Here is a 23,814-nt window from a genome sequence, read left to right as displayed (position 1 = left end):
CCCTGTCGACACACGTACGGGGCCGCTCGGCCCTTTCACCGGCCGCACGACCCCGCACACCTTGGACACCGCCAGGGGTCAGAGCTCCTTGCGGAAGCCCTCCGCCACCTTGAGGAAGATGTCGTTCGCCTCGTTCTCGCCGATCGTCACCCGCACGCCCTCGCCCGGGAAGGGCCGGACGACCACACCATGCTCCTCGCAGGCCGCCGAGAAGGCCGTCGTGCGCTCCCCCAGTCGCAGCCAGACGAAGTTGGCCTGGCTCTCGGGCACGGTCCAGCCCTGGGCCCGCAGCGTGTCGACCACCCGCTGCCGTTCGCACACCAGCGAACCGACCCGGCCGAGCAGCTCGTCCTCGGCCCGCAGCGAGGCGATCGCCGCCTCCTGCGCGAGCTGGCTGACGCCGAACGGCACCGCCGTCTTGCGCAGCGCCGCCGCCACCGGCTCATGGGCGATCGCGAAGCCCACCCGGAGCCCGGCGAGGCCGTACGCCTTCGAGAAGGTCCGCAGGACGCAGACGTTCGGCCGCTCACGGTAGATCTCGACACCGTCGGGCACCTCGGGGTCGCGGATGAACTCCCGGTAGGCCTCGTCGAGGACCACCAGCACATCGTTCGGCACCCGGTCGAGGAACCGTTCCAGCTCGGCCCGCTTCACCACCGTGCCGGTCGGGTTGTTCGGGTTGCAGACGAAGACCAGGCGCGTGCGGTCGGTGACGGCGTCCGCCATCGCGTCCAGGTCGTGCACATCGCCGGGCGTGAGCGGCACCTGGACCGATGTGGCACCGCTGATCTGCGTGATGATCGGGTACGCCTCGAAGGACCGCCACGCGTAGATCACCTCGTCGCCCGGGCCGCTGGTGGCCTGGATCAGCTGCTGGGCGACGCCGACCGAGCCGGTGCCGGTGGCCAGATGGCCGAGCGGGACGCCGAAGCGGTCCGACAGCTCGTTCATCAGCCCGGTGCAGGCCATGTCGGGGTAGCGGTTGAAGGCGGCGGCAGCCGCGGTGACGGACTCCATCACGCCCGGCAGCGGAGGATAGGGATTCTCGTTGGAGGAGAGCTTGTACGCGACCGGGCCGCCGGCCGCCGCCGGCTTGCCCGGCTTGTAGGTGGGGATTCCCTCCAGCTCGGCGCGCAGCTTGGGGCTCGTCTCGCTCACCGCAGTCCTCCTCACGACCACCGGCGGACCGTCCACGCCGCCAGCATCCAATACTGCTCACCTTATGAGGATTCGGCGCCGCTGCGTACAGCCGCGGATCAGCGAAGAGCCACGTGGCAGCGACTGAGGAGAGGGCGACGGCCTGCCTCATCCGTCCCATCGGCATCACGGGCATCACCGCACGAAGGCGCACGTATCGGGGGCGCGCCCTACATATATCTACGCGCCGGTGGCTCACGCCGTAGCGCGCATCACCCGTGCAGGTGAGTTGAGACCTCTTCGAGACATCGGGCACTTGGCAGGCCCATCCGCGTCGACAAGTTACGTCTCACCACCGGATCGTTCAACTGACTTTTTTTCTAAGGTAGTTGACCTCTTTTGACCTTGCAGAAACGTGCCTGTCAACGCGCGCATATGCGTCCGCACTACCCCACCGCATGAGCCCTACTATCGGCTCGCCATGACAGCAGCAGGGAAGCACCAGGTGAGCCGCGCGGAAACCTCTCGGCGAGGCAACCGGCCGGGCCGGGCGGGCATCAGAGACGTGGCCGCCGCCGCCGGAGTCTCCATCACGACCGTCTCCGACGCCCTGAACGGCAAGGGCCGGCTTCCGGACGCCACTCGGCGCCACGTCCGCGAGGTGGCCGACCGGCTGGGATACCGCCCCTCGGCCGCCGCCCGGACCCTCCGTACCGGCAAGTCGGGACTCATCGGCCTGACCGTGACGACGTACGGGGATGAACCTTTCACCTTCACCGAGTTCGCGTACTTCGCCGAGATGGCGCGGGCCGCCACCTCGGCCGCGCTCGCCCGCGGCTACGCCCTGGTCATCCTGCCCGCGACCTCACGCCACGACGTGTGGTCGAACGTCGCCCTGGACGGCACCGTCGTCATCGACCCCTCCGACCAGGACCCGGTCGTCAGCGAGCTGGTCCGACAGGGGCTGCCGGTGGTCTCCGACGGCAGGCCGGCCGGTTCACTGCCGGTCACGGCCTGGGTGGACAACGACCACGAGGCCGCCGTACTCGGCATCCTCGACCACCTCGCCGACGCGGGTGCCCGCCGGATCGGCCTGCTCACCGGCACCACGACGGACACGTACACGCATCTGTCGACCACCGCCTACCTGCACTGGTGCGAACGCGTCGGCCAGGACCCGGTGTACGAGGCGTACCCGGCGCACGACCCGTGCGCGGGAGCCGTCGCCGCCGACCGGCTGCTCGCCCGCCCCGACCGGCCCGACGCCGTCTACGGCCTGTTCGACCCCAACGGCACGGACCTGCTCGCCGCCGCCCGCCGCTACGGTCTGCGGGTCCCCGACGACCTGCTGCTGGTCTGCTGCAGCGAGTCCACGGTGTACGCCAACACCGAACCGCCCATCACCACGCTCTCGCTGAAACCGCGCCGGATCGGCACGGCGGTGGTGCAACTGCTCATCGACGCGATCGAGGGGGTCGAGTCCGACCATCCGGTCGAGCAGGTGATACCGACCGAGCTGATCGTGCGCACTTCTTCCCAGCGACGGGCGCCGCGCACCACGGTCAGCCCGCCGCGGGCGCCGGAGGAGGAGTAGCACGGACACGCGGAGGTACGGCCGGCTCACCTGCCTGCCGCCGACGGACGGGGGACGGCGGGTGAACGGCCGACAGGCGAAGACCCTCCCAACCGGGGCGAAAGCCGCATCGGACCGGGGCCGCGCCCCGATTCACCACCCCTGGGTCATCACACGGCGCGACGGGCATTCCTATGATGGGCCCACGACACCGCGGGCCGCTGCGACCAGGCAGTCCGAACCGGTGCAGTTGCGGCGCGATGGTGGAGGGGTCTGATGACTCAGGGGGCCGGTCAGGGACCCGAGGTGGAGCGGACGGCGACGGTGCGCGACTTCCGGGTGCCCGCATACGTCAACGAGACCGGTCCGTACGTCCACGGCACCCACCCCGGTGAGGCCGCCCCGGCGCTCGACGAGCCGTATCCCGAGGGCTACCCGGAGGAGTACACCCCGACCCAGCGCGACCTGCCGGTGATCAACCGCGGCGACACGCTCCAGCTGCCGGTCGAACCGGCCGCCGCCGCGGCCCCACAGCCCGCGGACGGCCCCGGCCCGCTGTACGTCGTCGGCGACGTGCACGGCTACATCGACGAACTGCTCGCCGCACTGGCCGAGCAGGGCCTGATCGACGCCGACGGACACTGGTGTGCGGGCACCGCCCGGCTGTGGTTCCTCGGCGACTTCACCGACCGCGGCCCGGACGGCATCGGCGTCATCGACCTGGTGATGCGGCTGTCCGCCGAGGCGGCCGCGGCCGGCGGCTACTGCAAGGCCCTCATGGGCAACCACGAGCTGCTGCTGCTCGGCGCCAAGCGGTTCGGCGACACTCCCGTCAACTCCGGCGCGGGTACCGCCACCTTCCAGGCCGCCTGGCTGCTCAACGGCGGGCAGAAGACCGACATGGACCGGCTCCAGGACCACCACCTCCAGTGGATGGCGCGCCTGGACGCGGTGGAGGAGGTCGACGGCTACCTGCTGGTGCACTCGGACACCACCGCCTACCTCGACTACGGGGACTCGATCGAGGCCGTCAACGACACGATCCGCGAGACCATCACCCGTAATGACGCGGACGAGGTCTGGGATCTCTTCCGCAAGTTCACCAAGCGCTTCTCCTTCCGCGACGAGGGGGGTGCAGACGCCGTCCGTTCCCTTCTCGATACGTACGGGGGCACCCGCATCGTTCACGGGCACAGCCCGATTCCCTATCTGCTGGGCGAAGTCGGCTCCGAGGACGACGAAGAGAGCACCAGGCCCGTCGTGAAAGGACCGCACATCTACGCGGACGGACTCGCCATCGCCATGGACGGCGGAGTGACCATGGCCGGAAAACTGCTGGTGAGGCAACTCCCGCTGGACGTCTGAGCTTTCGGTACGCTGTTCTGTCCCTCCGGCGTCACACGCGGGCCACCCCCAATTTCCGGCAACCCCCTGTCACCGCGTGCCTTAACGGCTCTACCATCGGTTTATCCGTAGCAGGCTCCCCTCCGTTTCTGCCCGACGGTTCGCCGGCGTGCGAGCCACAAGCCCTACGGAGCATCGGGGGATGCACATGAACAGCGTTCCGCAGCACCTGCACAGCGAGGACCGCCAGGAATACGAGCGGATCCTCGATGAGGCGCTGCGCTCCGCCCCTTACCGTCCCGAACTGGCCGGTTCCGGTCGGCATTTGAACACCGAACAGCTGCGCACCATGGCGCTCAACGCCACCGCACTCATAGCGGCGGCCGCGGCGGCCGAGTACCAGCACTATGTGAAGGTCCGCGAGGAACTGCGCAATCCGGCGCGGTCCACCCCGGCCCCCGTCCGGCAGCCGGACTCCGCCGAGTCGGCCGCGGGCGGTCCCCTGGGGCTCGCCACCACCCTCGGCGAAGCCGCCGAGTCCACCGGCGCCGGGGGTTTCGCCCTCGCCCTGGTCCTGGCGCCGGTGCTCGCCGGCACCGCCGCCGCGATCTTCCTGCTCGTCGGCTACGTCCTGAAGATGCTGGATCCGGCCCCGGCGTTCGCCAAGACCATGCTCACCGCCGGCTGGGTGTTCGGCGCCGTGACCGCGGCCGCCATCCTCATGGCGGGCGCGGGACTGCTGCTGACCGCACTGCGCAACAGCCCCTCGCTGGAGGCGGGGGCCTACGGCGAACCCGACGGCGAGGTGGCCAAGGCCCGGCAGGCCTGGCGGGACGCCCTGCTGGAGCGCGGCATCCTGCCCTTCCTGCGGGAAGCGCTGGCCACTGACGCCGGTACGGCCGAACTGCACCGTACGGCCCCGTCGGGCCCGGCGGGACGGATGCCGCGCCTCGGCTACGACCGCCCCGGCTTCAGCACCGACGACGGCGCGTCTCCCGCTCCCCGCCCGAGCTTCAGCAGCCCGGACTACACCAGCCCGGACTTCGGAGGCCCGGAACACCAGCCGGAATAGCCCGGCCTGCGCCCCCTCCCGGGGGCGCAGGCCGGACACCCAGCCGAGCCGGCGAGCGCTCCTGGGCCGCTCAGCCAGGCGAGCGTTCCTGAGCCGCCCTCAGTCGGCGATCGGCAGGTACACCCGGTTCCCCGACGCCGCGAACTCCTTGGACTTCTGGGCCATCCCCTCCTCGATCTCGGCCCGACTGCCACCATGTTCGCGGCGGATGTCCTGCGAAATCTTCATCGAACAGAACTTCGGACCGCACATGGAGCAGAAGTGGGCGGTCTTCGCCGGCTCCGCCGGGAGGGTCTCGTCGTGGAACTCGCGGGCCGTGACCGGGTCCAGGGCGAGGTTGAACTGGTCCTCCCACCGGAACTCGAAGCGGGCGTCGGACAGGGCGTCGTCCCATTCCTGCGCGCCCGGGTGTCCCTTGGCGAGGTCGGCCGCGTGAGCCGCGATCTTGTACGTGATGACGCCCGTCTTCACGTCGTCCCGGTTGGGAAGGCCCAGATGCTCCTTGGGTGTGACGTAGCAGAGCATCGCCGTGCCCCACCAGGCGATCATCGCGGCACCGATACCGGAGGTGATGTGGTCGTACGCCGGTGCGACGTCGGTGGTCAGCGGGCCGAGCGTATAGAACGGAGCTTCATCGCAGATCTCCTGCTGAAGGTCGATGTTCTCCTTGATCTTGTGCATCGGAACGTGGCCCGGGCCCTCGATCATGGTCTGTACGTTGAAACGCTTGGCGATCCGGTTGAGTTCCCCGAGCGTGCGGAGTTCCGCGAACTGTGCCTCGTCGTTGGCGTCCGCGATGGAGCCGGGGCGCAGGCCGTCCCCCAGCGAGTAGGTGACGTCGTAGGCGGCGAGAATCTCGCAGAGTTCTTCGAAGTTCTCGTACAGAAACGATTCCTTGTGGTGTGCGAGGCACCAGGCCGCCATGATCGACCCGCCGCGCGAGACGATGCCGGTCTTGCGGTTCGCCGTGAGCGGGACGAACGGCAGCCGGACGCCCGCGTGGACGGTCATGTAGTCCACGCCCTGCTCGGCCTGTTCGATGACCGTGTCCTTGTAGATCTCCCAGGTCAGCTCCTCGGCTCGGCCGTCCACCTTCTCCAGGGCCTGGTAGAGGGGCACCGTCCCGATGGGGACGGGGGAGTTGCGCAGCACCCACTCACGGGTGGTGTGGATGTTGCGGCCGGTGGAGAGGTCCATGACCGTGTCGGCGCCCCAGCGGGTCGCCCATGTCATCTTCTCCACCTCCTCCTCGATGGAGGAGGTGACCGCCGAGTTGCCGATGTTGGCGTTGACCTTCACCAGGAACCGCTTGCCGATGATCATCGGCTCGGTCTCCGGGTGGTTGACGTTGGCCGGCAGCACGGCCCGCCCCGCCGCGATCTCCTCACGGACGATCTCCGGCGCGACATTCTCCCGGATGGCCACATACTCCATCTCGGGCGAGATCTCCCCGCGGCGCGCGTACGCGAGCTGGGTGACCGCCTCTCCGGGCCGGCCACGGCGCGGCTGTCGCGGACGTCCCGGGAAGACCGCGTCCAGGTTGCGCAGACCGCCGCGCGGTGCGGTGTGCTTGATCCCGTCGTCCTCGGGACGGACCGGCCGGCCCGCGTACTCCTCGGTGTCACCGCGGGCGATGATCCAGTTCTCCCGCAAGGGGGGCAGTCCCCGGCGGACGTCGGTCTCGACGAGCGGATCGGTGTACGGGCCCGAGGTGTCGTAGAGGGTGACCGACTGCCCGTTGGTGAGGTGCACTTGACGGACCGGCACGCGCAGGTCGGGGCGCGAGCCCTCGACATACCCCTTGTGCCAGCCCACGGACTGTCCGGCCTCGCGTGACGTTTCGCCCGTGGCGGGCGCTTCATCCTGGTTGGAGGCAGGCGTGCGTGCGTCCTTGTTGGTCATGAGACCTACTCCCTACGCCGGCATTACCCGGTAACAGGTTCGGCGGTCGACGCAGCGGCTTCCGTCGAGCGGTGTTCCTGTGGAAGTTCACTTGTTCCACGTGAAACATCGCGAATACGGAGGTCAGCGCCCTCTCAGCCCGGTGCTCCGAGCTCCCGCGTGTGCAAAGGTGCCTCCACGCTAGCGTCAATTCGGGCGCGGTGAACAGGGGGCCTCTGCCGTTCTTGCGATGATCGGGCGGTGACCACGACACAGCGGCCCCCCCATCCGCCTCCTGACCCACAGCGCGGCAACGGCGCGGCAAGGGGCGGCGGACCGGGCCCGGATGGCCGTGCTGCCGGTGCCGGGCATGCCCAGTACGCACACGGGTCCGGCCAGGAGCACGCTCATGACCACGCTCCTGATCAGACCTCCGGTGCCCATCACGGTCATGGACACCGCGGAGCCGGCGGCGGGCACGGCCACTCGCACAGCCACGGTCCGGCCGCACCCGTCTCGAAGCATCTGCGCAAGGTCATCGCGGCGATCCTGATCCCCTTCACCGCCGCGGTGGTGGTCGGCCTGGTCGTGCTGTGGCCCGGCGGTGCTCCGCCGCACGAGCGCACCGGTGTCGGTTTCGACCGGCAGACACAGGCGGCGACGGTCGCCAAGGTCGTCTCGGTCAGCTGCAAGTCGGTCAACGCCTCGGGAGGCGGTTCGACCGGTGACCTCTCCACCACCGACGGAGGGTCCGGCAAGCAGGAGGACGGCGGCACCTGCAAGAAGGCCACGGTCCGGGTCGACACCGGCAAGGACACGGGCCGTACCTTCACCGAGATCGTGCAGCCCGACCAGTCGCGGCAGTTGCACCAGGGCGAGAAGGTCGTGGTCGCCTACGAGCCCTCGGCACCGAAGGATCTGCAGTACTCGGTCACCGATGTGAACCGGAAGTTCCCGATGGCGCTGCTGGCCGGGATCTTCGCGCTCGCCGTCGTGGTGGTGGGCCGGCTGCGCGGGGTGATGGCGCTGGTCGCGCTGGCCGTGAGCTTCATGGTGCTGACCCTGTTCATCCTGCCGGGGATCCTGCAGGGCTCCAATCCGCTGCTGGTGGCGGTGGTCGGGTCGAGCGCCATCATGCTGATCGCTCTGTACATGTGTCATGGCCTGTCGGCCCGTACCTCCGTGGCGGTGCTCGGCACGCTGGTCTCGCTGTGCCTGATCGGCCTGCTCGGCTCCGAGTTCATCGACTGGGCCGCGCTCACCGGCAACACCGATGACAACACCGGGCTGATCCATGGCCTGTACCCGTCGATCGACATGAGCGGTCTGCTGCTGGCCGGCGTCATCATCGGTTCGCTGGGCGTGCTGGACGACGTGACGGTGACCCAGACGTCGGCAGTCTGGGAACTGCACGAGGCCAACCCGACGATGGGCTGGCGCGGGCTGTACCGGGCGGGCATCCGTATCGGCCGCGACCACATCGCCTCCGTCGTCAACACCCTGGTGCTGGCCTACGCGGGCGCGGCGCTGCCGCTGCTGCTCCTCTTCTCCATCGCGCAGAGCAGCGTGACGACGGTCGCCAACAGTGAGCTGGTGGCCGAGGAGGTCGTGCGCACGCTGGTCGGCTCGATCGGCCTGGTGGCCTCGGTGCCGGTCACCACGCTGCTGGCAGCCCTGGTGGTGTCGGCCGACCGGCCGGGCACGGAGGCGGTTGCGACCGTGCAGACACCGGCGCGCGGCGGACGGGGGCGGCGCCGGAAGCGCTGACGGCACGCCCGGAAGCGCTTGCGGAGTCAGGAGAGCACGCAGAAGCGTTCCTGCGTGTTCTCGTCCGGCTTCGCGTCCGGCTCGGCCGGAGGGTCCTGCCCCCGTCGCCACGACATCTCAGCCGGCGCTCTGCTCCTCTGCCAGGATGCGGTCCAGGGCTTCGTCCAGATGGGCGTCGAAATCGGCGAGCGCGCCTTCCTGGCCGAGCGGCACCAGCTTGTCCGTACGGTCGAGAAAGGCCACCAGCGGGGGTGCCGAGGAACGGAACATCGCCTGGTCGCATCCGACCTGAAGGCGGATCAGCACCTCACCCAGCACCTCGGAATCGGCGGGCGCGATATGCACATCGCCCTCGCCGCACGGTCGGCCCACCCCGTCGATCAGCAGCTCACGGCCGAAGGCCCAGGTCACCGGCGCGTCCCCGGGCAGATGAAAGGTGAGCCGCACGGCATACGGATCACAGGTCTCGTAGCGCAACTCCACGGGGATGCGGAAGGAGAGCTCCTCCGAGACGAGAAAGCTCATCATGACTTCTGCTTGTACGGACTCGCGCATCGCCTACCCCGTCATATGACGCCGACTGGCCGGGTTTACCCCTTTGATAGTGGTCAAATCTTGCTGAAAGTACACAGGAGATCACAAGGAGTGAGTTTTCAGATACTGATAGCGATGGCCAGGGAACCCAGGTGCCGTCCGACCTCGCCCTGCAACTGCCGTGCCGCGGGGAGCAGCCGGTCGGCCTGGTGCAGCGGGAGGGAGATGGCCATGGTGGCGGCTGTGGTGCCCGCGGTGATGGGAATGGCCGCGCACACCGTCCCCAGCGTGTACTCCTGGCGCTCGACCACAGGGTCCATCCGGCGCGTGCGCTCCAGCCTGCGCAGCAGCGTGTGGCTGTCACGCACCGTGTACGGGGTGAGCGTCCGCACGGGGTACCGGTCGAGATGGTCGCGGCGGGCGGCCTCGTCCAACTGGGAGAGCAGACACTGGCCGATGGCATGCGCATGGGCGGTTTCGCGGAAGTCCGCCCACTCCTCGACCGCCGGGGCAGCCGGGGAGTCGGAGACGCACACGACCTCGATCTCGCCGTCCCGGTACATCGCGTAGTAGACCGGCACGCCGATCGCGTCCCGCCAGTGGGCGAGGGTGTCGACGACCGCGCTGCGACGTTTCTGCTGCGCTCCGCTGCTGCTCAGCCGCTCGGCGGCCTCGCCGAGGAAGAACAGGCCCTTGTCACGGCGGAGATATCCCTCGTGCACGAGGGTGCGCAGCAGGTGGTAGGCGGTGGGCAGAGCGAGGCCGGTCTCGCGGGCCAGTTGTTTGGCGGGGGCGCCGTGTTCGTGCTCGGCGACACATTCCAGCAGACGCATGGCGCGCTGCACGGAGCCGATGAGAGTGGCCGAATGCGGCTGCGCGGGGTCGGCCTGGGTGGCCGGCCGCTGTACGGGGGGTGTGGTGGAACTGCGTCGGGCGGGGGGTGGGCGGTGTTCCGTGGGTGCTGAGGCGGCGTCAAGCGTGGCCAAGAGTCGCTCCCGGAGCGCGAGGGGGTCAGCGACTCTAACCGTCCGTCGCCGCTTCCGGTCGGCCCGTTGGGGGAAACTTCCCCCGCCCGAGGGAACCGGTGATTCCTGTTACCGGCCACCGATTCCCCCGGTCCTCACCAGTCGCTCTTCGACGAGGAGTTCGACATGAACTTCCGCACGATGTAGATCAGGCCGCCGACCAGCGCCACGAAGATCAGCAGCTTGAAGAGCAGATAGGCCAGGAAGCCGACGATCGCGCCGATCAGGCCGCCGAACACCACCAGTGCGATGACCGGCACCGCGATCCACTTCACCCACCACGGCAGACCCGTGAAGATCTCTCGCATTGCCCTGTCCTCAGCTTTCTCGTGCGCTCGGCACGTAGGTCTCGTGCGTCCCGCACGATGCGATGTCCTGCACTCGATGCTAGAGCCGCGCGGGGGCCGTCCGGGGGCCTCGGATCCCTTGTCCTCCCCTGACCCGTCCCCTAGGGAACCCCGAGGACCGGGGTCAGGCCTCAGGCGGAGAGAAGACGACCAGGACCCTCAGGTCCTCGCTGATGTGGTGGAACCTGTGGGCCACCCCGGCCGGCACGTACACCACGCTGCCCCGCGCGACCTGCGTGGTCTCCAGACCGACGGTGATCGAGGCACGGCCGCTGACGACGAAGTAGACCTCGTCCTGGTTGTGGGGCTGCTGGGGGTCCCGCTCACCCGCGTCCAGCGCGTAGAGGCCGACCGACATGTTCCGCTCGCGCAGGAACTGCAGGTAGGCACCGTCGTTGGCGGCGCGCTCCGCCTCGAGTTCGTCCAGCCGGAATGCCTTCATCGCCGTCGCCGCCCTCGCCTCACTACTTGTGTTCGATCTCATCTGTCACGATCAGACACATGATGAATTTCGTAGTCAAGACGATCGCCAACGCGGGCGCCCTGGCGGTCGCCGTGTGGCTGCTCGACAAGATCACTCTGACCGGTGACAGCACCGCCAAGAAGGTCTGGACGCTGATCCTCGTCGCCCTGGTCTTCGGGCTGGTGAACTTCCTCGTCAAGCCGATCGTGAAGATCCTGACCTTCCCGCTGTTCATCCTCACGCTCGGTCTGATCACCCTGGTGGTCAACGCGCTGATGCTGCTGCTCACGTCATGGGTGTGCGACAAGCTCGACCTGAGCTTCCACGTGGAGGGGTTCTGGACGGCCGTGCTGGGCGGTCTGATCATCTCGATCGTGTCCTGGGCCCTGAACATGATCCTTCCCGACTCGGACTGAGCGCCCCATGACCTACCGCGTCTGCTTCGTCTGCACGGGCAACATCTGCCGTTCCCCGATGGCCGAATCCGTCTTCCGTGCCCGCTTGGCCGAGGCCGGACTCGACGACCGGGTCAAGGCCGACAGCGCCGGAACCGGCGGCTGGCACGAGGGCGACGGCCCCGACCCGCGCACCGTGCGCGTCCTGACGGAACACGGCTACGACAGCGACCACACCGCCCGCCAGTTCCAGGTGGCCTGGTTCGCCCGCCTCGACCTGGTGATCGCGCTCGACGCCGGTCACCTCAAGGCCCTGCGCCGCCTGGCCCCCACCGAGGAGGACGCCCGCAAGGTGCGGCTGCTGCGCTCCTACGACCCCGCCGCCGGTGACGATCTCGACGTACCCGATCCGTACTACGGCGGTCTGGACGGCTTCGAGGAGTGTCTTGAGATGGTGGAGGGGGCGAGCGAGGGGCTGCTCGCCGCCGTACGCGACGAAGTGGAGGGAACGGCCCTATGAGCGAGGCAGCCATGGGCGAGGGCACGCGCGCGGTGCGCGCGGGGCTCCCCGATCCGGTCAAGAACGAGCCGACCCTGCCCGGGCCGGTGTTCGCCGCGCACTTCCACCTGCCGGGCGAGGTCAGCGGGCCGTACGCGTACGGGCGGGACGAGAACCCGACCTGGACGCATCTGGAGCGGGCCGTCGGCGAGCTGGAGGCGCCCGGTGAGGAGGCCGAGACCCTGGTGTTCGCCTCCGGCGTGGCGGCCGTCTCGGCGGTGCTGTTCTCCCAGCTGCGCGCCGGGGACGCGGTGGTACTGCCCTCCGACGGCTACCAGGTGCTGCCCCTGGTCCGGGCCCAGCTGGAGGCCTACGGCATCGAGGTGCGCACCGCGCCGACCGCCGGTGACGCCCAGCTGGACGTCCTGGACGGCGCGAAGCTGCTACTGATCGAGTCACCGTGCAATCCGGGCCTCGACGTGTGCGACATCCGGCGGCTCGCCGAGGCCGCGCACGCGCGTGGCGCCCTCGTCGCCGTCGACAACACCCTCGCCACCCCGCTCGGCCAACGGCCGCTGGCGCTGGGCGCCGACTTCTCCCTGGCCAGCGGCACCAAGCAGCTCACCGGGCACGGAGACGTCCTGCTGGGGTACGTCGTCGGACGGGACGCCGAGGCGATGGCCGCCGTCCGCCGCTGGCGCAAGATCATCGGTGCGATCGCCGGGCCGATGGAAGCGTGGCTGGCGCACCGCTCCCTCGCCACCCTCGAGTTGCGGGTCGACCGGCAGAACGCGACCGCCCTGCTGCTCGCGGAGGCACTGCGCGGGCGGCCCGAGGTGACCGGACTGCGCCACCCGGGGCTGGCCGACGATCCCGCCCACAAGATCGCCTCACAGCAGATGCGCCGCTACGGCTCGGTGATCTCGTTCACGCTGCCCACGCGCGCGCGTGCGGAACGCTTTCTCGAGTCCCTGCGGCTGGTCGACGACGCGACGAGCTTCGGGGGGGTGCGTTCCACGGCCGAGCGACGCCGGCGCTGGGGCGGGGACGACGTACCGGAGGGCTTCATCCGGCTGTCGGTCGGGGCCGAGGACCCCGAGGATCTGGTGGCCGATGTGCTCCGCGCACTCGACGAGTCGGCCAGGTGACCGGAATACGGACGCCCGCACCGGTCCGGCTACGCATGACGGACGGTCCGAGCCTCCCCCCTCGTGACTCGGACCGTCCCGGTTCTCGCGCGCCAAGAACCACGCGACCAAGGCTAGTTGACTCTGCGTCAGTGTCCAATCACTGTAGCGGCAGAGACCTATCGACTTATTTATAGTTGTGGACCTGCCCAGGGGCCGCGAAAGGGGCGGGGCGAACGGGAGGGCGTGCGATGGATCTGGCCTTGCTGCGCACCTTCGTGACCGTGCACCGGGCCGGATCCTTCACCCGCGCCGCCGCTCTGCTCGGCCTCTCACAACCGGCCGTGACCTCCCAGATCCGGACCCTGGAACGGCAACTGGGCCGTCCGCTCTTCCTGCGCCAGGCCCGCGGGGTGACCCCCACGACGATCGGCGACGAACTCGCCCACAAGGCCGCCCCTCACCTCGACGCCCTCGTGGAGATCGCGGAACGCGGCCTCGACGACGAATTCTCGGTACGTACCCTGCATCTCGCCGGCCCGCCGGAGTTCACGGCCGAGCGCGCCCTCCCCGCCCTCACCGAACTCGCCGGTGACGACGGCCAGGGCTTCGCACTGCGGGCCTCCTTCGGAAACGCCGAGGAGACCTTGGAGGGGCTGTCCGCCGGACACCACGACCTGGTCATCAGTACCCTCCGGCCACGCGGCGCCCTGCTCACCGCCACCGCGCTCTGCGACGAGGAGCATGTGCTGGTCGCCGCTCCGCGCTGGGCCGCGGAGATCGGCGCCGGGACGGTGGGGGACAAGGGTGCGCCCGCCCTGGAGTACCTGCCTGTCGTGGAGGTCCATGAATCGCTGCCCTTCGTCTCCCGCTACTGGGGTTCCGTGTTCGACGCCCGTCCGGCCGCCTCGGGCACGGTCGTCGCACCGGACCTGCGCGCGGTCCTCGCCTGTACGGTCGCGGGTGCCGGGCTCGCCGTGCTGCCCCGGTACCTGTGCGCCGCAGCTCTGGAACGCGGGGAGGTCATGGCCCTGCACGATCCCGCGGTACCTCCGCTGCGGACGTACTTCCTGGTGGTGCGTACCGGCACGCTCGCCATGCCCCATGTGGCACGGGCGCACGAATGGCTCCGGCACGCGGCCGCGGACTGGGCCTGAGTACGTTTCCGTGACGTTCGCGGGGTACGTCCGCTCGATGGGTCCTCACGATGTTTCACGTGGAACAAGCTGGGCCACATTTCTCCCATGACCGTCCGACCCGTGGTCAAGCGCACCGCACGTGCCGTTCTTCTGGACGGCGATGACCTGATCCTGATCAAGCGCACCAAGCCCGGTGTCGATCCCTACTGGGTGACCCCCGGTGGCGGCGTCGAGCCGGAGGACAGCACCGTCGTCGACGCCCTGCACCGCGAGGTGGACGAGGAACTCGGCGCCAAGATCACCGATGTGGTGCCCTGCTTCGTGGACACCGTGGAGCACATAGGCGACAGCGGCAGCGCGACCGGCGTGAAGGTCCAGCACTTCTTCGTCTGCCGGCTGGAGTCCATGGATCCCGAGCGTCGGCACGGCCCCGAGGTCGACGAGCCCGCGGGTGAGTACGAGATCGTCCGCGTCCCCTTCACCCGGGTCGGGATCGCCTCCGTCCACCTCGTCCCGCTGTCCCTGCGGCACTACCTGGACGGCAACATCGAGGGTGTCCGGGCCATGCACGCCCCCGACCTCGGGTGACGGCTCAACCGCCGACGACCGGTTCCTCGACCGAGTCGTGCCGTATGCGGTGCGCGGGGACCCCGGCGTCCCGCAGCGCGTGGACACCGTTGCGGATCATGCCGGGCGGGCCCGAGACGTAGGCGTCGTACCCGGTCCACGGGCCGCGCCCGCGGAGCGCGTCGGGGAGCTGGATCCGCTCCCGCTGGTCGACGACCGCGCGCACCGCGAGCCAGGGATGGCTCTGCTGAAGTCGGAGCAGGGTGTCGAGGTCGTACAGGCCGTGATCGGTGCGGGCGCCGTAGTACACCTCGACGGGACGGCGTGCGGCGCGATCGGCGATGTCCTCGACCAGCGCCTTGATCGGTGCGATGCCGGTGCCGCCGCCCAGGCAGAGCAGTCCGTTGTCCCGGGTGTGGTCGACGGTCATGGAGCCGCCGGGCGGCCCCAGTCGGACCACGTCGCCGGGGCGGGCGCGGTGTACCAGGGCGTTGGAGACCCAGCCGGCCGGGACGGCCTTCACGTGGAAGGTGAGCAGACCGTCCGAGCGGGGCGCGGAGGCGAAGGAGTAGTGCCGCCAGACCCGAGGCCACCAGGGCGTCTCCATGGCGGCGTACTGCCCGGCGAGATAGGGGTACGGCTGCTCCGGGCGGACCGTGAGCACCGCGACGTCCGCAGTCATGTGCTCGTGCGTGAGGACCTCCGCGTGCCACCAGGCGGGTGCCCGCAGCTCGTCCGTGGCCGCCGCGTCGATCATCACCTGGGACATCGTCGTGTACGTCCGCACCCAGGCCGCTTCTGTCTCGGGACTCCAGGTGCCCGAGGCGTACCTGCTCAGCGCGCCGATGAGGCACTCGCCGACAGCCGGGTAGTACTCGGCGCGGGTGCCGAACTTGCGGTGCCCGCGGCCCAGGTTCTGCAGGTACTCGACCAGGACCGGCGTGTTGTCGATGTGCTCGGCCGCCGTGAGCAGGGCCTTCAGCAGCCGCTCCCGCTGGGTGTCCATGGCGGCCGGGAAGAGCTCACGCAGTTCGGGGTGGCGGATGAAGAGCAGCGCGTAGAAGTACGAGGTGACCTTGTCGGCGATCGGACGGATCTCCGCCATGGTGTCGCGCACGCGTACCGCGTCCGGGGAGGCCTCCTGCCGCGGTGGTGCGCCGCGCTGCGGCGGGACGCGATGCCCGAGCGTCTCCCCCGAACCACCCGGCGCCACGACCGCCAGCTCTGCGGAGGACTCGCCCGCGGGACTGCTGTGGGCCGGTGTGAACCAGCCGCCTCCGACGGCCCCGTCGTCGTCAGCCGACGTGGTGGTCGGAGCGTCCATGGTGTGCCTCGCCTCGAACAACTTGCGGTCGGTCCCGGCACTTCACTCGGAAAGTGCCTGCGTTCCCCCGTTGACGGCCGGCTCCCCCTCGTCGCGCCCTTGGCCGACGGACCCTGTACGGGGTGGCCGTGCCTCGAACGTGAACCGGACTCGACACTACCCGCCGTCACTCCGGGCACGACTACCCCCCGCCGCCCCTGCGACACCGCGCACGGTGATCCGTCCCGTGCAGTTTCACGTGAAACAGCCCGCCGTTCCAGAAGCTGCACTCTTGACGACGACATGGCCAAAAGCGCGTGTGTCTCCTTTGAAACGGGTGGACGTCGGGGGTGCGGGTCGGCAAGCCTGACCTGCGTGCCAACTCCTTCCCTCGCCGCTCTGCCCATTCGCCGACTGACGCCACGCGATCTCACCGCCTGCGCCGACCTGTCCGTGGACCGGGGGTGGTCGCGTGAGGAGCACAAGTGGCGTTTCCTCCTCACGGCCGGACAGGGCTACGGCATCGACGACCCCGGCGGAGGCCTGGTCGCCGCCTGCGTCGTCACGGAGTACGGCCCTCCAGGGCGCCCGGATCTCGGCGCGATCGGCATGGTTCTGGTCGCCGAACGGCATTCCCGTCAGGGTGTCGGGCGGCGACTGATGCGGCACATCCTCTCGATGACAGGGACGACCCCGCTGACTCTGTACGCCACCCCGTACGGCCGTCCGCTCTACGAGGAGCTGGGGTTCAAGACCACGGGACGCTCGGAGATGGTGTCGGGGCCCTTCATCCCGGGCGGCCCCGAACCACGGGTGGCGACGCGTCCGGCCACCGCCGAGGACCTCGGTTCCCTTCTCGCATTGGACGAGGAGGTGTTCGGCAGCGACCGCACCCCTCTGATCACCCGACTGCCCGCCTTCTCGGATCAGCTCCGCGTGGCCGTGGACGACGGCCGGATCGTGGGCTACGCGGCCGCCTGGCCGAATATGGACACCCATGTCGTCGGTCCATTGATCGCCCGTGACACTCCGACGGCGAAGGCCCTCATCACCTCGCTCGCCGTGCACACCGACCGTCCGCTGCGCACCGACATCGACGTCCGGCACGAGGAACTGCTGGCCTGGGTGAAGGCGCACGGACTGACCTCCGTCGCCATGAACTCCGTCATGACGTACGGCGTCGCGGAGCTGCCGGGCGACTGGACACGGCGGTTCGCGCCGCTCACGGTGGCGGCGGGTTAGGGGCTGTCCGGGCGGATCTGCCGCAGACGCGGGGTCTGGGGCGCCCTCCCCCACTGCCCCAAAGGCGTGGGGACCCCCAGCGGCGCTGTCGTCGGTCGCCGACGTCCCCCAGCCTCCGGCCGGGAGGTGCCCCCACCGCGTCGCCCGCCGCGGCAGCGGCTGATCGGCCACGGCTCCTCCGCCGTGCAGCCGGACGCACCAGAGACCCCGCTCACCTCGGCCGACGAGCCACCCTTGCTTTCCTGCGACCTGATCCGCCGGACAGCCCCTAAGCCTCCGTCAGGACAGGGTCTTCGCGGCGGTGACGGCGAAGCCGTGGTCCTGGTCGGGGGTGCCGCCGCCGACGCCGACCGCCCCGACGGTCCGGCCGTCACGCTGGACGGGGACGCCCCCGGCGATGAAGAGAAGCGGCCGGTCCAGCGCCGTCGGCAGGGTGTGGAAGAGGCCACCTGGCTGGACGGTGTCGACGAGGTCGGCGGTGGGGGTGTTCAACTGCAGTGCCGTGTATGCCTTGCGGGTGCTGGTCTCGCCGGAGATCAGGACGGCGCGGTCGTCCCGCCGGAAGGCCAGCAGGTGGCCTCCGGCGTCCAGGACGGTGACGCTGACAGTGGCTCCGGCGGCCTCGGCGGCTCGCCGGGCCTCGGCGATCAGCAGTTCGGCGTCCTGGATGGTGAGTGGGGCGACGGTGGTGGTGCTCATGGGCTCTTTCTCCTGCGGGGGTGCTGGGGTTCAGGTGCGGGGGTGGCGTGCGGCGCCCTAGCCGGGCTCAGTGGTGGACGGGGTCGGGCTGCCGGGCGGGACTGCCGTCAGCGGTCACGGTGGCCGGAGCGTCGTCACGGCGTTCCAGCACGCCCGACAGGAAGGCGAGGACCAGGGCGGCCGCGGCCAGGGCGGCACCGACCCAGTTGGGAGACGTGTAGCCGTAGCCGGCGGCGATCACCATGCCGCCGAGCCAGGCGGACAGGGCATTGCCGAGGTTGAAGGCACCGATGTTCACTGCCGAGGCCAGGGTGGGAGCACCGTGTGCCTGGTCGAGGACGCGCTTCTGGAGCGGCGGCACGGTGGCGAAGCCCAGGGCACCGATCAGGGCCACGGTCAGAGCAGCCGCGATCTTGTGGTGCGCGGTGAGCGTGAAGAGGACGAGAACGGCGGCCAGGGCGCCCAGGGACACGTACAGCATGGGCATCAGGGCTCGGTCGGCGAACTTCCCGCCGACGAGGTTTCCGCCCACCATGCCGAGTCCGAAGAGGACCAGCAGCCAGGTGACGGAGCCGTCGGCGAAGCCGGTGACCTGGGTCATCATCGGCGCGATGTAGGTGATGGCCGCGAAGACCCCGCCGAAGCCGAGAACGGTCATCGCCATGGCGAGCAGGACCTGGGCGTTCTTGAACGCGGCCAGCTCGTGCCGTAGGTGCACGCCGGCCGGCCTGGGCAGCTCGGGCACCAGCCTGGCGATACCGGCCAGGCCCACGACGCCGAGCGCGGCGACGATACCGAAGGTGACGCGCCAGCCGACGTGTTGCCCGACGAGGGTGCCGAGGGGGACCCCGACCACGTTGGCCACGGTGAGGCCGGTGAACATCATCGCGATGGCCCCCGCCTTCTTGCTCGGCGCGACGAGTTCGGCCGCCACCACCGAGCCGATGCCGAAGAACGCACCGTGGGCGAGGGAGGCGACCACGCGGCCGATCAGCATGACGGCGAAGACCGGGGCCGTCGCGGACACCAGGTTGCCGAGGATGAACAGGCCCATCAGGAGCATCAGCATCCGCTTCCGCGGGAGCCTGGTGCCGAGGACGGTCATCAGCGGGGCACCGACCACCACACCGAGCGCGTAGCCGGTCACCAGAAGGCCGGCGGTGGGGATGGAAACCCCGAAGTCGCCCGCGACCTCGGGCAACAGGCCCATGATCACGAACTCGGTCGTGCCGATTCCGAAGGCCCCGATCGCGAGGGCCAGAAGCGCGAGAGGCATGGGGATGAAACCCTCCCAGACGATTGCAGGTGCGCTTAGCTTGCGTCCACAATAGTTGCATACGCTGGCTATATGCAACCGAGGGATATCGCGAACCTGCTCTATCCTGGATTCAGTCGCTCCGGGACGGAGGAAAACGCCCTATGACTGCCACGGATCCCGCTCTCACCGCCCTCGCCCAGGGCTGGTGCGCCCTCTCGCTGCTGCACGGCAGGATCGAGGCGCACATCGAGCGCGCCCTCCAGTCGAAGCACGACCTGAGCGTGCGCGAGTACTCGCTGCTCGACGTCCTCAGCCGACAGCACGACGGCGAAGGAGGACATCTGCAGATGAAGCAGGTCGCCGACGCGGTCGTGCTCAGTCAGAGCGCGACCACCCGGCTGGTGACCCGCCTGGAGGACCGTGGCCTCCTGGAGCGCTATCTCTGCCCGACGGACCGGCGGGGCATCTACACCAACGTCACCGACGCAGGGCTGCATCTGCTGGAACAGGCTCGCCCCACCAACGACACCGCGTTGCGCGAGGCTCTCGACGAAGCAGCCGGGACTCCGGAACTGGCCCCCCTGGTACGGGTCGTGGAGTCGCTGAACGTCCCCGCGTAGGCTCCGGCCATGGAAGATCTTGACATCCGTGCCGCGGTGGCCGACGACGTTCCGGCCGTCGTCGGCATGCTCGCCGACGACCCGCTCGGCGCCGAACGGGAGTCGCCTGACGACCTCGCGCCCTACCTGCGCGCGCTGGAGCGCCTCAACGCGGACCCCAACCAGCAGCTGGTCGTCGCCGTGCGCGAGGGCCGTGTCGTGGGCACGCTCCAGCTCACCGTCATCCCCGGCCTGTCCCGGCGCGGCGCCACCCGGTCGATCATCGAGGGCGTACGGGTCCATGCGGACGAGCGTGGCAGCGGGCTGGGCACCCGGTTCATCGAGTGGGCGATCGACGAGTCCCGGCGCCAGGGCTGCCAGTTGGTGCAGCTGACTTCGGACAGCTCGCGCACCGACGCCCATCGTTTCTACGAGCGGCTGGGCTTCACCGCCTCACACGTGGGCTTCAAGCTGGAGATCTGAGCGCCGAAGGCGCACGGGCGGCGTTTCACGTGAAACGCCGCCCTGCTCCGCCACGGTCAGCCGACCCCCTGCCACCCCTCGGGGGCCACCCCGCCGGGCACAGGAGACGTCTCGTCGTACGGCTGACGCGTGAACACGAACGATCCGAGGTCCAGGTGGCTCACCACTCCGTCGGGGCGCCGTACGGGCCGGAGAAGCTCTCCGGCGTAGTAGCCCTCCAGACCGGTCCACGTTCCGTCGCCGTTGGGACGGAAGCGGGCGCGGCGGCCGGCGCCCGACAGCGGTCCCAGCGAGACAAGACCGTCGGCCGTCACGCGGAGCACGAAGGGGTGCGTGCCCCAGTACCACTGCCCGGCCAGCTCGAGTACTGCCGGATCGACCCGGTTCAGTGGCCGCCACGGCTCCGGGATACGCGGTTCGGCCTCCGCGACGATACGGACGAGGTCGGCGCCGACGGTGGACGTCAGCGGGCCGGAGGTGCAGTTCGCCAGCACCACGGCCGCCACGTCCTCGTCCACGCTGATGGTGAGGCCGGCGAGGAAACCGGGCAGCGAGCCGGAGTGCCCGACGAGAAGCCTGCCGTCACGGCGCTGGATCTGCAGGCCGAGACCATAGGTGGCACCGTCCAGCACATCGGCGGGCTCTGCCGGAGCCGCCGGGACGCGCATCTCGCGTACCGACTCGGCGCTCAGCACCCGGTCGTCACCGGCCGTCAGGAAGACGGCGAAGCGGGCCAGGTCGCCGGTGGTCGACCAGAGTTGTCCGGCGGGCGCCATCCGGCCGAGGTCCTCCAGCGGCTCGGGAAGCATGACGTCGGCCCAGGGATGCACCGCCCACCCGCCCGCGTGCGGTGCCTGCGGCTGGGCGCTCGTGCGGTCGAGCCCCAGGGGTTCGAGCACCTCTCGCCGGAGCACCTGCTCCCAGGGGGCGCCACGGAGTTCCTCGACCAGCGCGCCGAGCAGGGTGTAGCCGGGGTTGGAGTAGTGGTGCCGGCGCCCGACGGGGTGCAGCAAGGGCTGCTCGCCTAGGACGTCGCTCAGCTCCGGCCGCAGCGAGCCCGGGGTGCGCTCCCACCAGGGGCCCGGAGACTCGGCTGCCAACCCGGCGGTGTGCGCGAGGAGTTGGATGATCGTCGCCTCCCCCGCGCCGGTGCCCGGCAGGTACTTCTCCAGTGGGTCGCCGAGGTCGAGCAGCCCCTCGTCGCGCAGCCGGAGCACCAGCACGGCCGTGAACGTCTTGGTGATGGAGCCGATCCGGTACTGCACGTTCTCGTCCGGTCCGTGCCCGTCCACGGAGGTACGCGCTCCGTGCCAGACGGTCCGGCCGCCCCGCACGACGGCGGCCACCAGCGAGGGCGCCCGGCCTTCGGCCTGGGCCACGGCGATCCTGTGCAGCAGCGCCCGCCGAGTGGCAGGGAGCAGCTCATCCTGGAATGTCGTCATGCGCCCAGTCCACCCGTTGTCCGGACCGGCGTCGAGTGCGTTTCTCCGGTGTGGACCCGTTCGGGCCCTCAGTCGAGACAGAACTCGTTGCCCTCGATGTCACGCATCCCTATGCACGATTCGTTGTACCCGTCGGCCACAAGCAGTCGTTCGCGTACCGCGCCGAGCGCGACAAGCCGCGCGCATTCGGCTTCGAGCACGGCGAGGCGCTCCTCGCCCACGAGCCCGGTACCGACCCGTACGTCCAGATGAACCCGGTTCTTGACGACCTTCCCTTCGGGGACCCGCTGGAAGAACAGTCGCGGGCCGACGCCCGAGGGATCAACGCAGGCGAACGCCGCGCCCTGGCGGTCCGGCGGCAGCGAGCGGTCGAAGTCTTCCCACGTGGCGAACCCCTGCGGCGGAGGCGGTACGACGTACCCCAGCACCTCGCACCAGAAGCGCGCCACACGCTCGGGTTCCGCGCAGTCGAAGGTGACCTGGAACTGCTTGACCGATGCCATCTGCCCACCCTGGTCGTCACGGACACGGAACCGGAGAACGGGCTGTAGGTTCTCGCTTTCGGTGTCATATCGCGACGCTGTGACCTGCAGGTCTTGGCGGTGTCTCACGCGGGTTGGCATGGGTGCTGTCTCACGGCCATGTCATTTCCTCGAAGCCGTCCCGGCTCACCGGCTGGCAGCCGGGTTCTTCTCACGGTCACCCAAAGAGCAGTTCGACGTTCGAGTCGACGCAGATCTTCAACACGATCACGAGCTGTCGGGCGTCCTCGATGTGTCGCGAGAGGGTGGGGTCACCTTCCTCGGCCTCCCACTCCGTGATGATCTCGGCCAGCCGGGGCAGGACCCTGGCACAGTCGGCGGCGGATAGATCGCCGGCGTCGTCAGGATGGTCGAGCAGGGGCTCAAGCGTCGATGAGATCTCGCTCCATTGCCGGTCCCCGCCGAAGCCCCACATGTCCGGCAGCGTGAACCCCTCAGCCTGGGCCAAGCGCTGGCGGAAGGCGCTGAAGCCCGAGTAGGACCAGCTGATGTCCGGGCTGGTGAGGTCACCGTCCCCGGGGAACAGACACAGTCCCACGAAGCCTCCTCGATCGAGACTTCCATGATCGAGCGGGCAGGGCGGGTGCGGCAAACGACTATCCGCCCCTGGCTAGCCATCACGACGACCGGGCTGCGATTTGCCGACGAGCGGCGTTCCAGACCTGCTCGAACTCGTCAGAGGTCATCTGCTCCGGATCGTGGCCTTCCCACTCGGAGACGGGCAGTTCTGCTGTGATCCCGAACCGGTTGTCGTACTCGTCGAGGCGGCCTGTGTCGGAGGCCTGCTGCCATTCGGCGAGGGAGGCGGCTGCGATCGGGGTCAGCTCAGGCCCTTCGAGTTCGATCTGCCGGATCACCCAGCCTTCGGCGTCGACCTCGAAGTAGAACCAGGTATCTTCCTCGTCCCAGTAGCAGCGCATCCATGTGGTCACCAGGCCATGATGCCGGGCCAGATGCGCCGCGCTACTCCGCTTTGTCTCATGGTTGAGCGATGAATCCTGCGGATCGGTCGAGCTGGAAAGGGGAGCCGCCCCGGGTTGGATCCCAGCCTTGATCCCGTGCCTCTCGAATGCTGGCAGCAACGTGAGCTGGACGAATGGGCTCCGTCTCGACGCCCACCCAGTTACTGGGATGGGCCTGGCCGCTGGTGACGATCAAGGTCATGCCCGGCTGGCTGCCGCCGGCCGCTTCGACCGCGTAGGTCATTGGTGTCCAGCAGAGTCCCTGCATGTAGGAGGGCTTCCTGCGGATCCGCCAGCGGTACTCAATCCCGTCAACAGTTATGCGCCGGGAGCCCTTCTTGTTCAGCGCCATCTTCCTCCTCCGGTGTCGGACTGTAGCGCCGTGCGACAAGTCCGTCTCCCGGGGTGGCCATT

General features: G+C 69.5%; 26 protein-coding genes. 12 read left to right on the top strand and 14 right to left on the bottom strand.

Annotated elements, in window-relative coordinates; translation table 11 throughout:
* Positions 1 to 78 precede the first annotated feature (78 nt).
* Positions 79 to 1,158 carry a histidinol-phosphate transaminase gene (gene hisC, locus ACZ3KP_RS18425; protein WP_467500738.1) on the bottom strand — a complete coding sequence of 360 codons (1,080 nt, stop codon included), beginning with the start codon at positions 1,156 to 1,158 and terminating at the stop codon, positions 79 to 81.
* A gap of 460 nt (positions 1,159 to 1,618) precedes the next feature.
* Between hisC and ACZ3KP_RS18420 the strand changes: the two genes are divergently transcribed.
* The 3 genes from ACZ3KP_RS18420 (at position 1,619) to ACZ3KP_RS18410 (ending at position 5,126) form a co-directional block, all read left to right on the top strand.
* Positions 1,619 to 2,731 carry a LacI family DNA-binding transcriptional regulator gene (locus ACZ3KP_RS18420; protein ID WP_132888298.1) on the top strand — a complete coding sequence of 371 codons (1,113 nt, stop codon included), beginning with the start codon at positions 1,619 to 1,621 and terminating at the stop codon, positions 2,729 to 2,731.
* Between the two features lie 255 nt (positions 2,732 to 2,986).
* On the top strand, positions 2,987 to 4,075 hold the full coding sequence (locus tag ACZ3KP_RS18415) for a metallophosphoesterase (protein ID WP_467500735.1): 1,089 nt from the start codon (positions 2,987 to 2,989) through the stop codon (positions 4,073 to 4,075).
* 181 nt (positions 4,076 to 4,256) lie between these two features.
* Positions 4,257 to 5,126, top strand: a complete 870-nt coding sequence (locus tag ACZ3KP_RS18410; protein ID WP_467500733.1) for a hypothetical protein — start codon at positions 4,257 to 4,259, stop codon at positions 5,124 to 5,126.
* A 99-nt stretch (positions 5,127 to 5,225) separates the two neighbouring features.
* Here the strand turns inward: ACZ3KP_RS18410 and thiC are convergent, their stop codons facing one another.
* Positions 5,226 to 7,028 (bottom strand): phosphomethylpyrimidine synthase ThiC, encoded by a 1,803-nt coding sequence (gene thiC, locus ACZ3KP_RS18405; protein WP_467500731.1) that lies wholly within the window; start codon positions 7,026 to 7,028, stop codon positions 5,226 to 5,228.
* Between the two features lie 240 nt (positions 7,029 to 7,268).
* Between thiC and ACZ3KP_RS18400 the strand changes: the two genes are divergently transcribed.
* Positions 7,269 to 8,774 carry a YibE/F family protein gene (locus ACZ3KP_RS18400; protein WP_467500729.1) on the top strand — a complete coding sequence of 502 codons (1,506 nt, stop codon included), beginning with the start codon at positions 7,269 to 7,271 and terminating at the stop codon, positions 8,772 to 8,774.
* 117 nt (positions 8,775 to 8,891) lie between these two features.
* On the opposite strand, the gene ACZ3KP_RS18395 is transcribed toward ACZ3KP_RS18400, so the two are convergent.
* From ACZ3KP_RS18395 to ACZ3KP_RS18380, 4 genes are all read right to left on the bottom strand, one after another.
* Positions 8,892 to 9,329 (bottom strand): SsgA family sporulation/cell division regulator, encoded by a 438-nt coding sequence (locus ACZ3KP_RS18395; protein WP_132888303.1) that lies wholly within the window; start codon positions 9,327 to 9,329, stop codon positions 8,892 to 8,894.
* Between the two features lie 98 nt (positions 9,330 to 9,427).
* Positions 9,428 to 10,153: an IclR family transcriptional regulator gene (locus ACZ3KP_RS18390; protein ID WP_467500727.1), complete on the bottom strand. Its 726-nt coding sequence runs from the start codon at positions 10,151 to 10,153 to the stop codon at positions 9,428 to 9,430.
* A 275-nt stretch (positions 10,154 to 10,428) separates the two neighbouring features.
* A complete protein-coding gene (locus tag ACZ3KP_RS18385; protein WP_132888304.1) occupies positions 10,429 to 10,641 on the bottom strand; it encodes a DUF5326 family protein in 213 nt (70 codons plus the stop codon).
* Between the two features lie 163 nt (positions 10,642 to 10,804).
* Positions 10,805 to 11,122 (bottom strand): cupin domain-containing protein, encoded by a 318-nt coding sequence (locus ACZ3KP_RS18380; protein ID WP_358971605.1) that lies wholly within the window; start codon positions 11,120 to 11,122, stop codon positions 10,805 to 10,807.
* Between the two features lie 59 nt (positions 11,123 to 11,181).
* On the opposite strand from ACZ3KP_RS18380, the gene ACZ3KP_RS18375 reads away from it, so the two are divergent.
* The 5 genes from ACZ3KP_RS18375 to ACZ3KP_RS18355 all read left to right on the top strand — a co-directional run bounded on the left by ACZ3KP_RS18375 (position 11,182) and on the right by ACZ3KP_RS18355 (position 14,891).
* Positions 11,182 to 11,559, top strand: coding sequence for a phage holin family protein (locus tag ACZ3KP_RS18375; RefSeq protein ID WP_358971608.1), 378 nt, complete (start codon positions 11,182 to 11,184; stop codon positions 11,557 to 11,559).
* Between the two features lie 7 nt (positions 11,560 to 11,566).
* Positions 11,567 to 12,058 (top strand): low molecular weight protein-tyrosine-phosphatase, encoded by a 492-nt coding sequence (locus tag ACZ3KP_RS18370; protein WP_467500723.1) that lies wholly within the window; start codon positions 11,567 to 11,569, stop codon positions 12,056 to 12,058.
* Positions 12,055 to 13,185, top strand: a complete 1,131-nt coding sequence (locus ACZ3KP_RS18365) for a cystathionine gamma-lyase (RefSeq protein ID WP_467500721.1) — start codon at positions 12,055 to 12,057, stop codon at positions 13,183 to 13,185. Before ACZ3KP_RS18370 ends, ACZ3KP_RS18365 begins: the two co-directional genes overlap by 4 nt.
* Positions 13,186 to 13,415: 230 nt before the next feature.
* A complete protein-coding gene (locus ACZ3KP_RS18360) occupies positions 13,416 to 14,321 on the top strand; it encodes a LysR family transcriptional regulator (protein WP_467500719.1) in 906 nt (301 codons plus the stop codon).
* A gap of 87 nt (positions 14,322 to 14,408) precedes the next feature.
* Positions 14,409 to 14,891 (top strand): NUDIX hydrolase, encoded by a 483-nt coding sequence (locus ACZ3KP_RS18355; protein ID WP_360513747.1) that lies wholly within the window; start codon positions 14,409 to 14,411, stop codon positions 14,889 to 14,891.
* A 4-nt stretch (positions 14,892 to 14,895) separates the two neighbouring features.
* Here the strand turns inward: ACZ3KP_RS18355 and ACZ3KP_RS18350 are convergent, their stop codons facing one another.
* Positions 14,896 to 16,194 carry a globin domain-containing protein gene (locus ACZ3KP_RS18350; protein WP_467500717.1) on the bottom strand — a complete coding sequence of 433 codons (1,299 nt, stop codon included), beginning with the start codon at positions 16,192 to 16,194 and terminating at the stop codon, positions 14,896 to 14,898.
* Between the two features lie 354 nt (positions 16,195 to 16,548).
* Between ACZ3KP_RS18350 and ACZ3KP_RS18345 the strand changes: the two genes are divergently transcribed.
* Positions 16,549 to 17,415 carry a GNAT family N-acetyltransferase gene (locus tag ACZ3KP_RS18345; protein WP_467500715.1) on the top strand — a complete coding sequence of 289 codons (867 nt, stop codon included), beginning with the start codon at positions 16,549 to 16,551 and terminating at the stop codon, positions 17,413 to 17,415.
* Positions 17,416 to 17,694: 279 nt separating this feature from the next.
* Here ACZ3KP_RS18345 and ACZ3KP_RS18340 read toward each other — a convergent pair whose 3' ends face one another.
* A complete protein-coding gene (locus tag ACZ3KP_RS18340) occupies positions 17,695 to 18,114 on the bottom strand; it encodes a GlcG/HbpS family heme-binding protein (RefSeq protein WP_467500713.1) in 420 nt (139 codons plus the stop codon).
* Between the two features lie 67 nt (positions 18,115 to 18,181).
* Positions 18,182 to 19,390, bottom strand: a complete 1,209-nt coding sequence (locus tag ACZ3KP_RS18335) for an MFS transporter (RefSeq protein WP_467500711.1) — start codon at positions 19,388 to 19,390, stop codon at positions 18,182 to 18,184.
* Between the two features lie 143 nt (positions 19,391 to 19,533).
* On the opposite strand from ACZ3KP_RS18335, the gene ACZ3KP_RS18330 reads away from it, so the two are divergent.
* Both ACZ3KP_RS18330 and ACZ3KP_RS18325 read left to right on the top strand, forming a co-directional pair.
* A complete protein-coding gene (locus tag ACZ3KP_RS18330; RefSeq protein ID WP_358971631.1) occupies positions 19,534 to 19,992 on the top strand; it encodes a MarR family winged helix-turn-helix transcriptional regulator in 459 nt (152 codons plus the stop codon).
* A gap of 9 nt (positions 19,993 to 20,001) precedes the next feature.
* A complete protein-coding gene (locus ACZ3KP_RS18325) occupies positions 20,002 to 20,454 on the top strand; it encodes a GNAT family N-acetyltransferase (RefSeq protein WP_467500708.1) in 453 nt (150 codons plus the stop codon).
* 56 nt (positions 20,455 to 20,510) lie between these two features.
* On the opposite strand, the gene ACZ3KP_RS18320 is transcribed toward ACZ3KP_RS18325, so the two are convergent.
* The 5 genes from ACZ3KP_RS18320 to ACZ3KP_RS18300 form a co-directional block, all read right to left on the bottom strand.
* Entirely contained in the window at positions 20,511 to 21,896 is a 1,386-nt protein-coding gene (locus ACZ3KP_RS18320; protein WP_467500706.1) for a serine hydrolase domain-containing protein, read from the bottom strand.
* Between the two features lie 68 nt (positions 21,897 to 21,964).
* On the bottom strand, positions 21,965 to 22,399 hold the full coding sequence (locus ACZ3KP_RS18315) for a VOC family protein (protein WP_467500704.1): 435 nt from the start codon (positions 22,397 to 22,399) through the stop codon (positions 21,965 to 21,967).
* A gap of 196 nt (positions 22,400 to 22,595) precedes the next feature.
* Entirely contained in the window at positions 22,596 to 22,976 is a 381-nt protein-coding gene (locus tag ACZ3KP_RS18310; RefSeq protein ID WP_467500702.1) for a hypothetical protein, read from the bottom strand.
* Positions 22,977 to 23,055: 79 nt separating this feature from the next.
* Entirely contained in the window at positions 23,056 to 23,358 is a 303-nt protein-coding gene (locus ACZ3KP_RS18305) for a hypothetical protein (protein ID WP_467500956.1), read from the bottom strand.
* Between the two features lie 58 nt (positions 23,359 to 23,416).
* The gene (locus tag ACZ3KP_RS18300; RefSeq protein ID WP_467500700.1) at positions 23,417 to 23,752 is read right to left on the bottom strand and encodes a hypothetical protein; all 336 of its coding nucleotides are present in this window, start codon (positions 23,750 to 23,752) and stop codon (positions 23,417 to 23,419) included.
* Between the last annotated feature and the right edge of the window lie 62 nt (positions 23,753 to 23,814).

Source organism: Streptomyces sp. NPDC020958 (assembly GCF_055562175.1).
The sequence above is the reverse complement of the archived record's forward strand: the minus strand, read 5'-3'. Positions and strand labels throughout refer to the sequence as shown.

Excerpts from the sequence above, each read along its gene's own strand:
- ACZ3KP_RS18420 (WP_132888298.1), top strand. The coding sequence starts at position 1,619 with ATGACAGCAGCAGGGAAGCACCAGGTGAGCCGCGCGGAAACCTCTCGG.
- ACZ3KP_RS18415 (WP_467500735.1), top strand. The coding sequence starts at position 2,987 with ATGACTCAGGGGGCCGGTCAGGGACCCGAGGTGGAGCGGACGGCGACG.
- ACZ3KP_RS18410 (WP_467500733.1), top strand. The coding sequence starts at position 4,257 with ATGCACATGAACAGCGTTCCGCAGCACCTGCACAGCGAGGACCGCCAG.
- thiC (WP_467500731.1), bottom strand. The coding sequence starts at position 7,028 with ATGACCAACAAGGACGCACGCACGCCTGCCTCCAACCAGGATGAAGCG.
- ACZ3KP_RS18395 (WP_132888303.1), bottom strand. The coding sequence starts at position 9,329 with ATGCGCGAGTCCGTACAAGCAGAAGTCATGATGAGCTTTCTCGTCTCG.
- ACZ3KP_RS18385 (WP_132888304.1), bottom strand. The coding sequence starts at position 10,641 with ATGCGAGAGATCTTCACGGGTCTGCCGTGGTGGGTGAAGTGGATCGCG.
- ACZ3KP_RS18380 (WP_358971605.1), bottom strand. The coding sequence starts at position 11,122 with ATGAAGGCATTCCGGCTGGACGAACTCGAGGCGGAGCGCGCCGCCAAC.
- ACZ3KP_RS18375 (WP_358971608.1), top strand. The coding sequence starts at position 11,182 with ATGATGAATTTCGTAGTCAAGACGATCGCCAACGCGGGCGCCCTGGCG.
- ACZ3KP_RS18370 (WP_467500723.1), top strand. The coding sequence starts at position 11,567 with ATGACCTACCGCGTCTGCTTCGTCTGCACGGGCAACATCTGCCGTTCC.
- ACZ3KP_RS18365 (WP_467500721.1), top strand. The coding sequence starts at position 12,055 with ATGAGCGAGGCAGCCATGGGCGAGGGCACGCGCGCGGTGCGCGCGGGG.
- ACZ3KP_RS18360 (WP_467500719.1), top strand. The coding sequence starts at position 13,416 with ATGGATCTGGCCTTGCTGCGCACCTTCGTGACCGTGCACCGGGCCGGA.
- ACZ3KP_RS18355 (WP_360513747.1), top strand. The coding sequence starts at position 14,409 with ATGACCGTCCGACCCGTGGTCAAGCGCACCGCACGTGCCGTTCTTCTG.
- ACZ3KP_RS18350 (WP_467500717.1), bottom strand. The coding sequence starts at position 16,194 with ATGGACGCTCCGACCACCACGTCGGCTGACGACGACGGGGCCGTCGGA.
- ACZ3KP_RS18340 (WP_467500713.1), bottom strand. The coding sequence starts at position 18,114 with ATGAGCACCACCACCGTCGCCCCACTCACCATCCAGGACGCCGAACTG.
- ACZ3KP_RS18335 (WP_467500711.1), bottom strand. The coding sequence starts at position 19,390 with ATGCCTCTCGCGCTTCTGGCCCTCGCGATCGGGGCCTTCGGAATCGGC.
- ACZ3KP_RS18330 (WP_358971631.1), top strand. The coding sequence starts at position 19,534 with ATGACTGCCACGGATCCCGCTCTCACCGCCCTCGCCCAGGGCTGGTGC.
- ACZ3KP_RS18325 (WP_467500708.1), top strand. The coding sequence starts at position 20,002 with ATGGAAGATCTTGACATCCGTGCCGCGGTGGCCGACGACGTTCCGGCC.
- ACZ3KP_RS18320 (WP_467500706.1), bottom strand. The coding sequence starts at position 21,896 with ATGACGACATTCCAGGATGAGCTGCTCCCTGCCACTCGGCGGGCGCTG.
- ACZ3KP_RS18315 (WP_467500704.1), bottom strand. The coding sequence starts at position 22,399 with ATGGCATCGGTCAAGCAGTTCCAGGTCACCTTCGACTGCGCGGAACCC.
- ACZ3KP_RS18305 (WP_467500956.1), bottom strand. The coding sequence starts at position 23,358 with ATGCGCTGCTACTGGGACGAGGAAGATACCTGGTTCTACTTCGAGGTC.
- ACZ3KP_RS18300 (WP_467500700.1), bottom strand. The coding sequence starts at position 23,752 with ATGGCGCTGAACAAGAAGGGCTCCCGGCGCATAACTGTTGACGGGATT.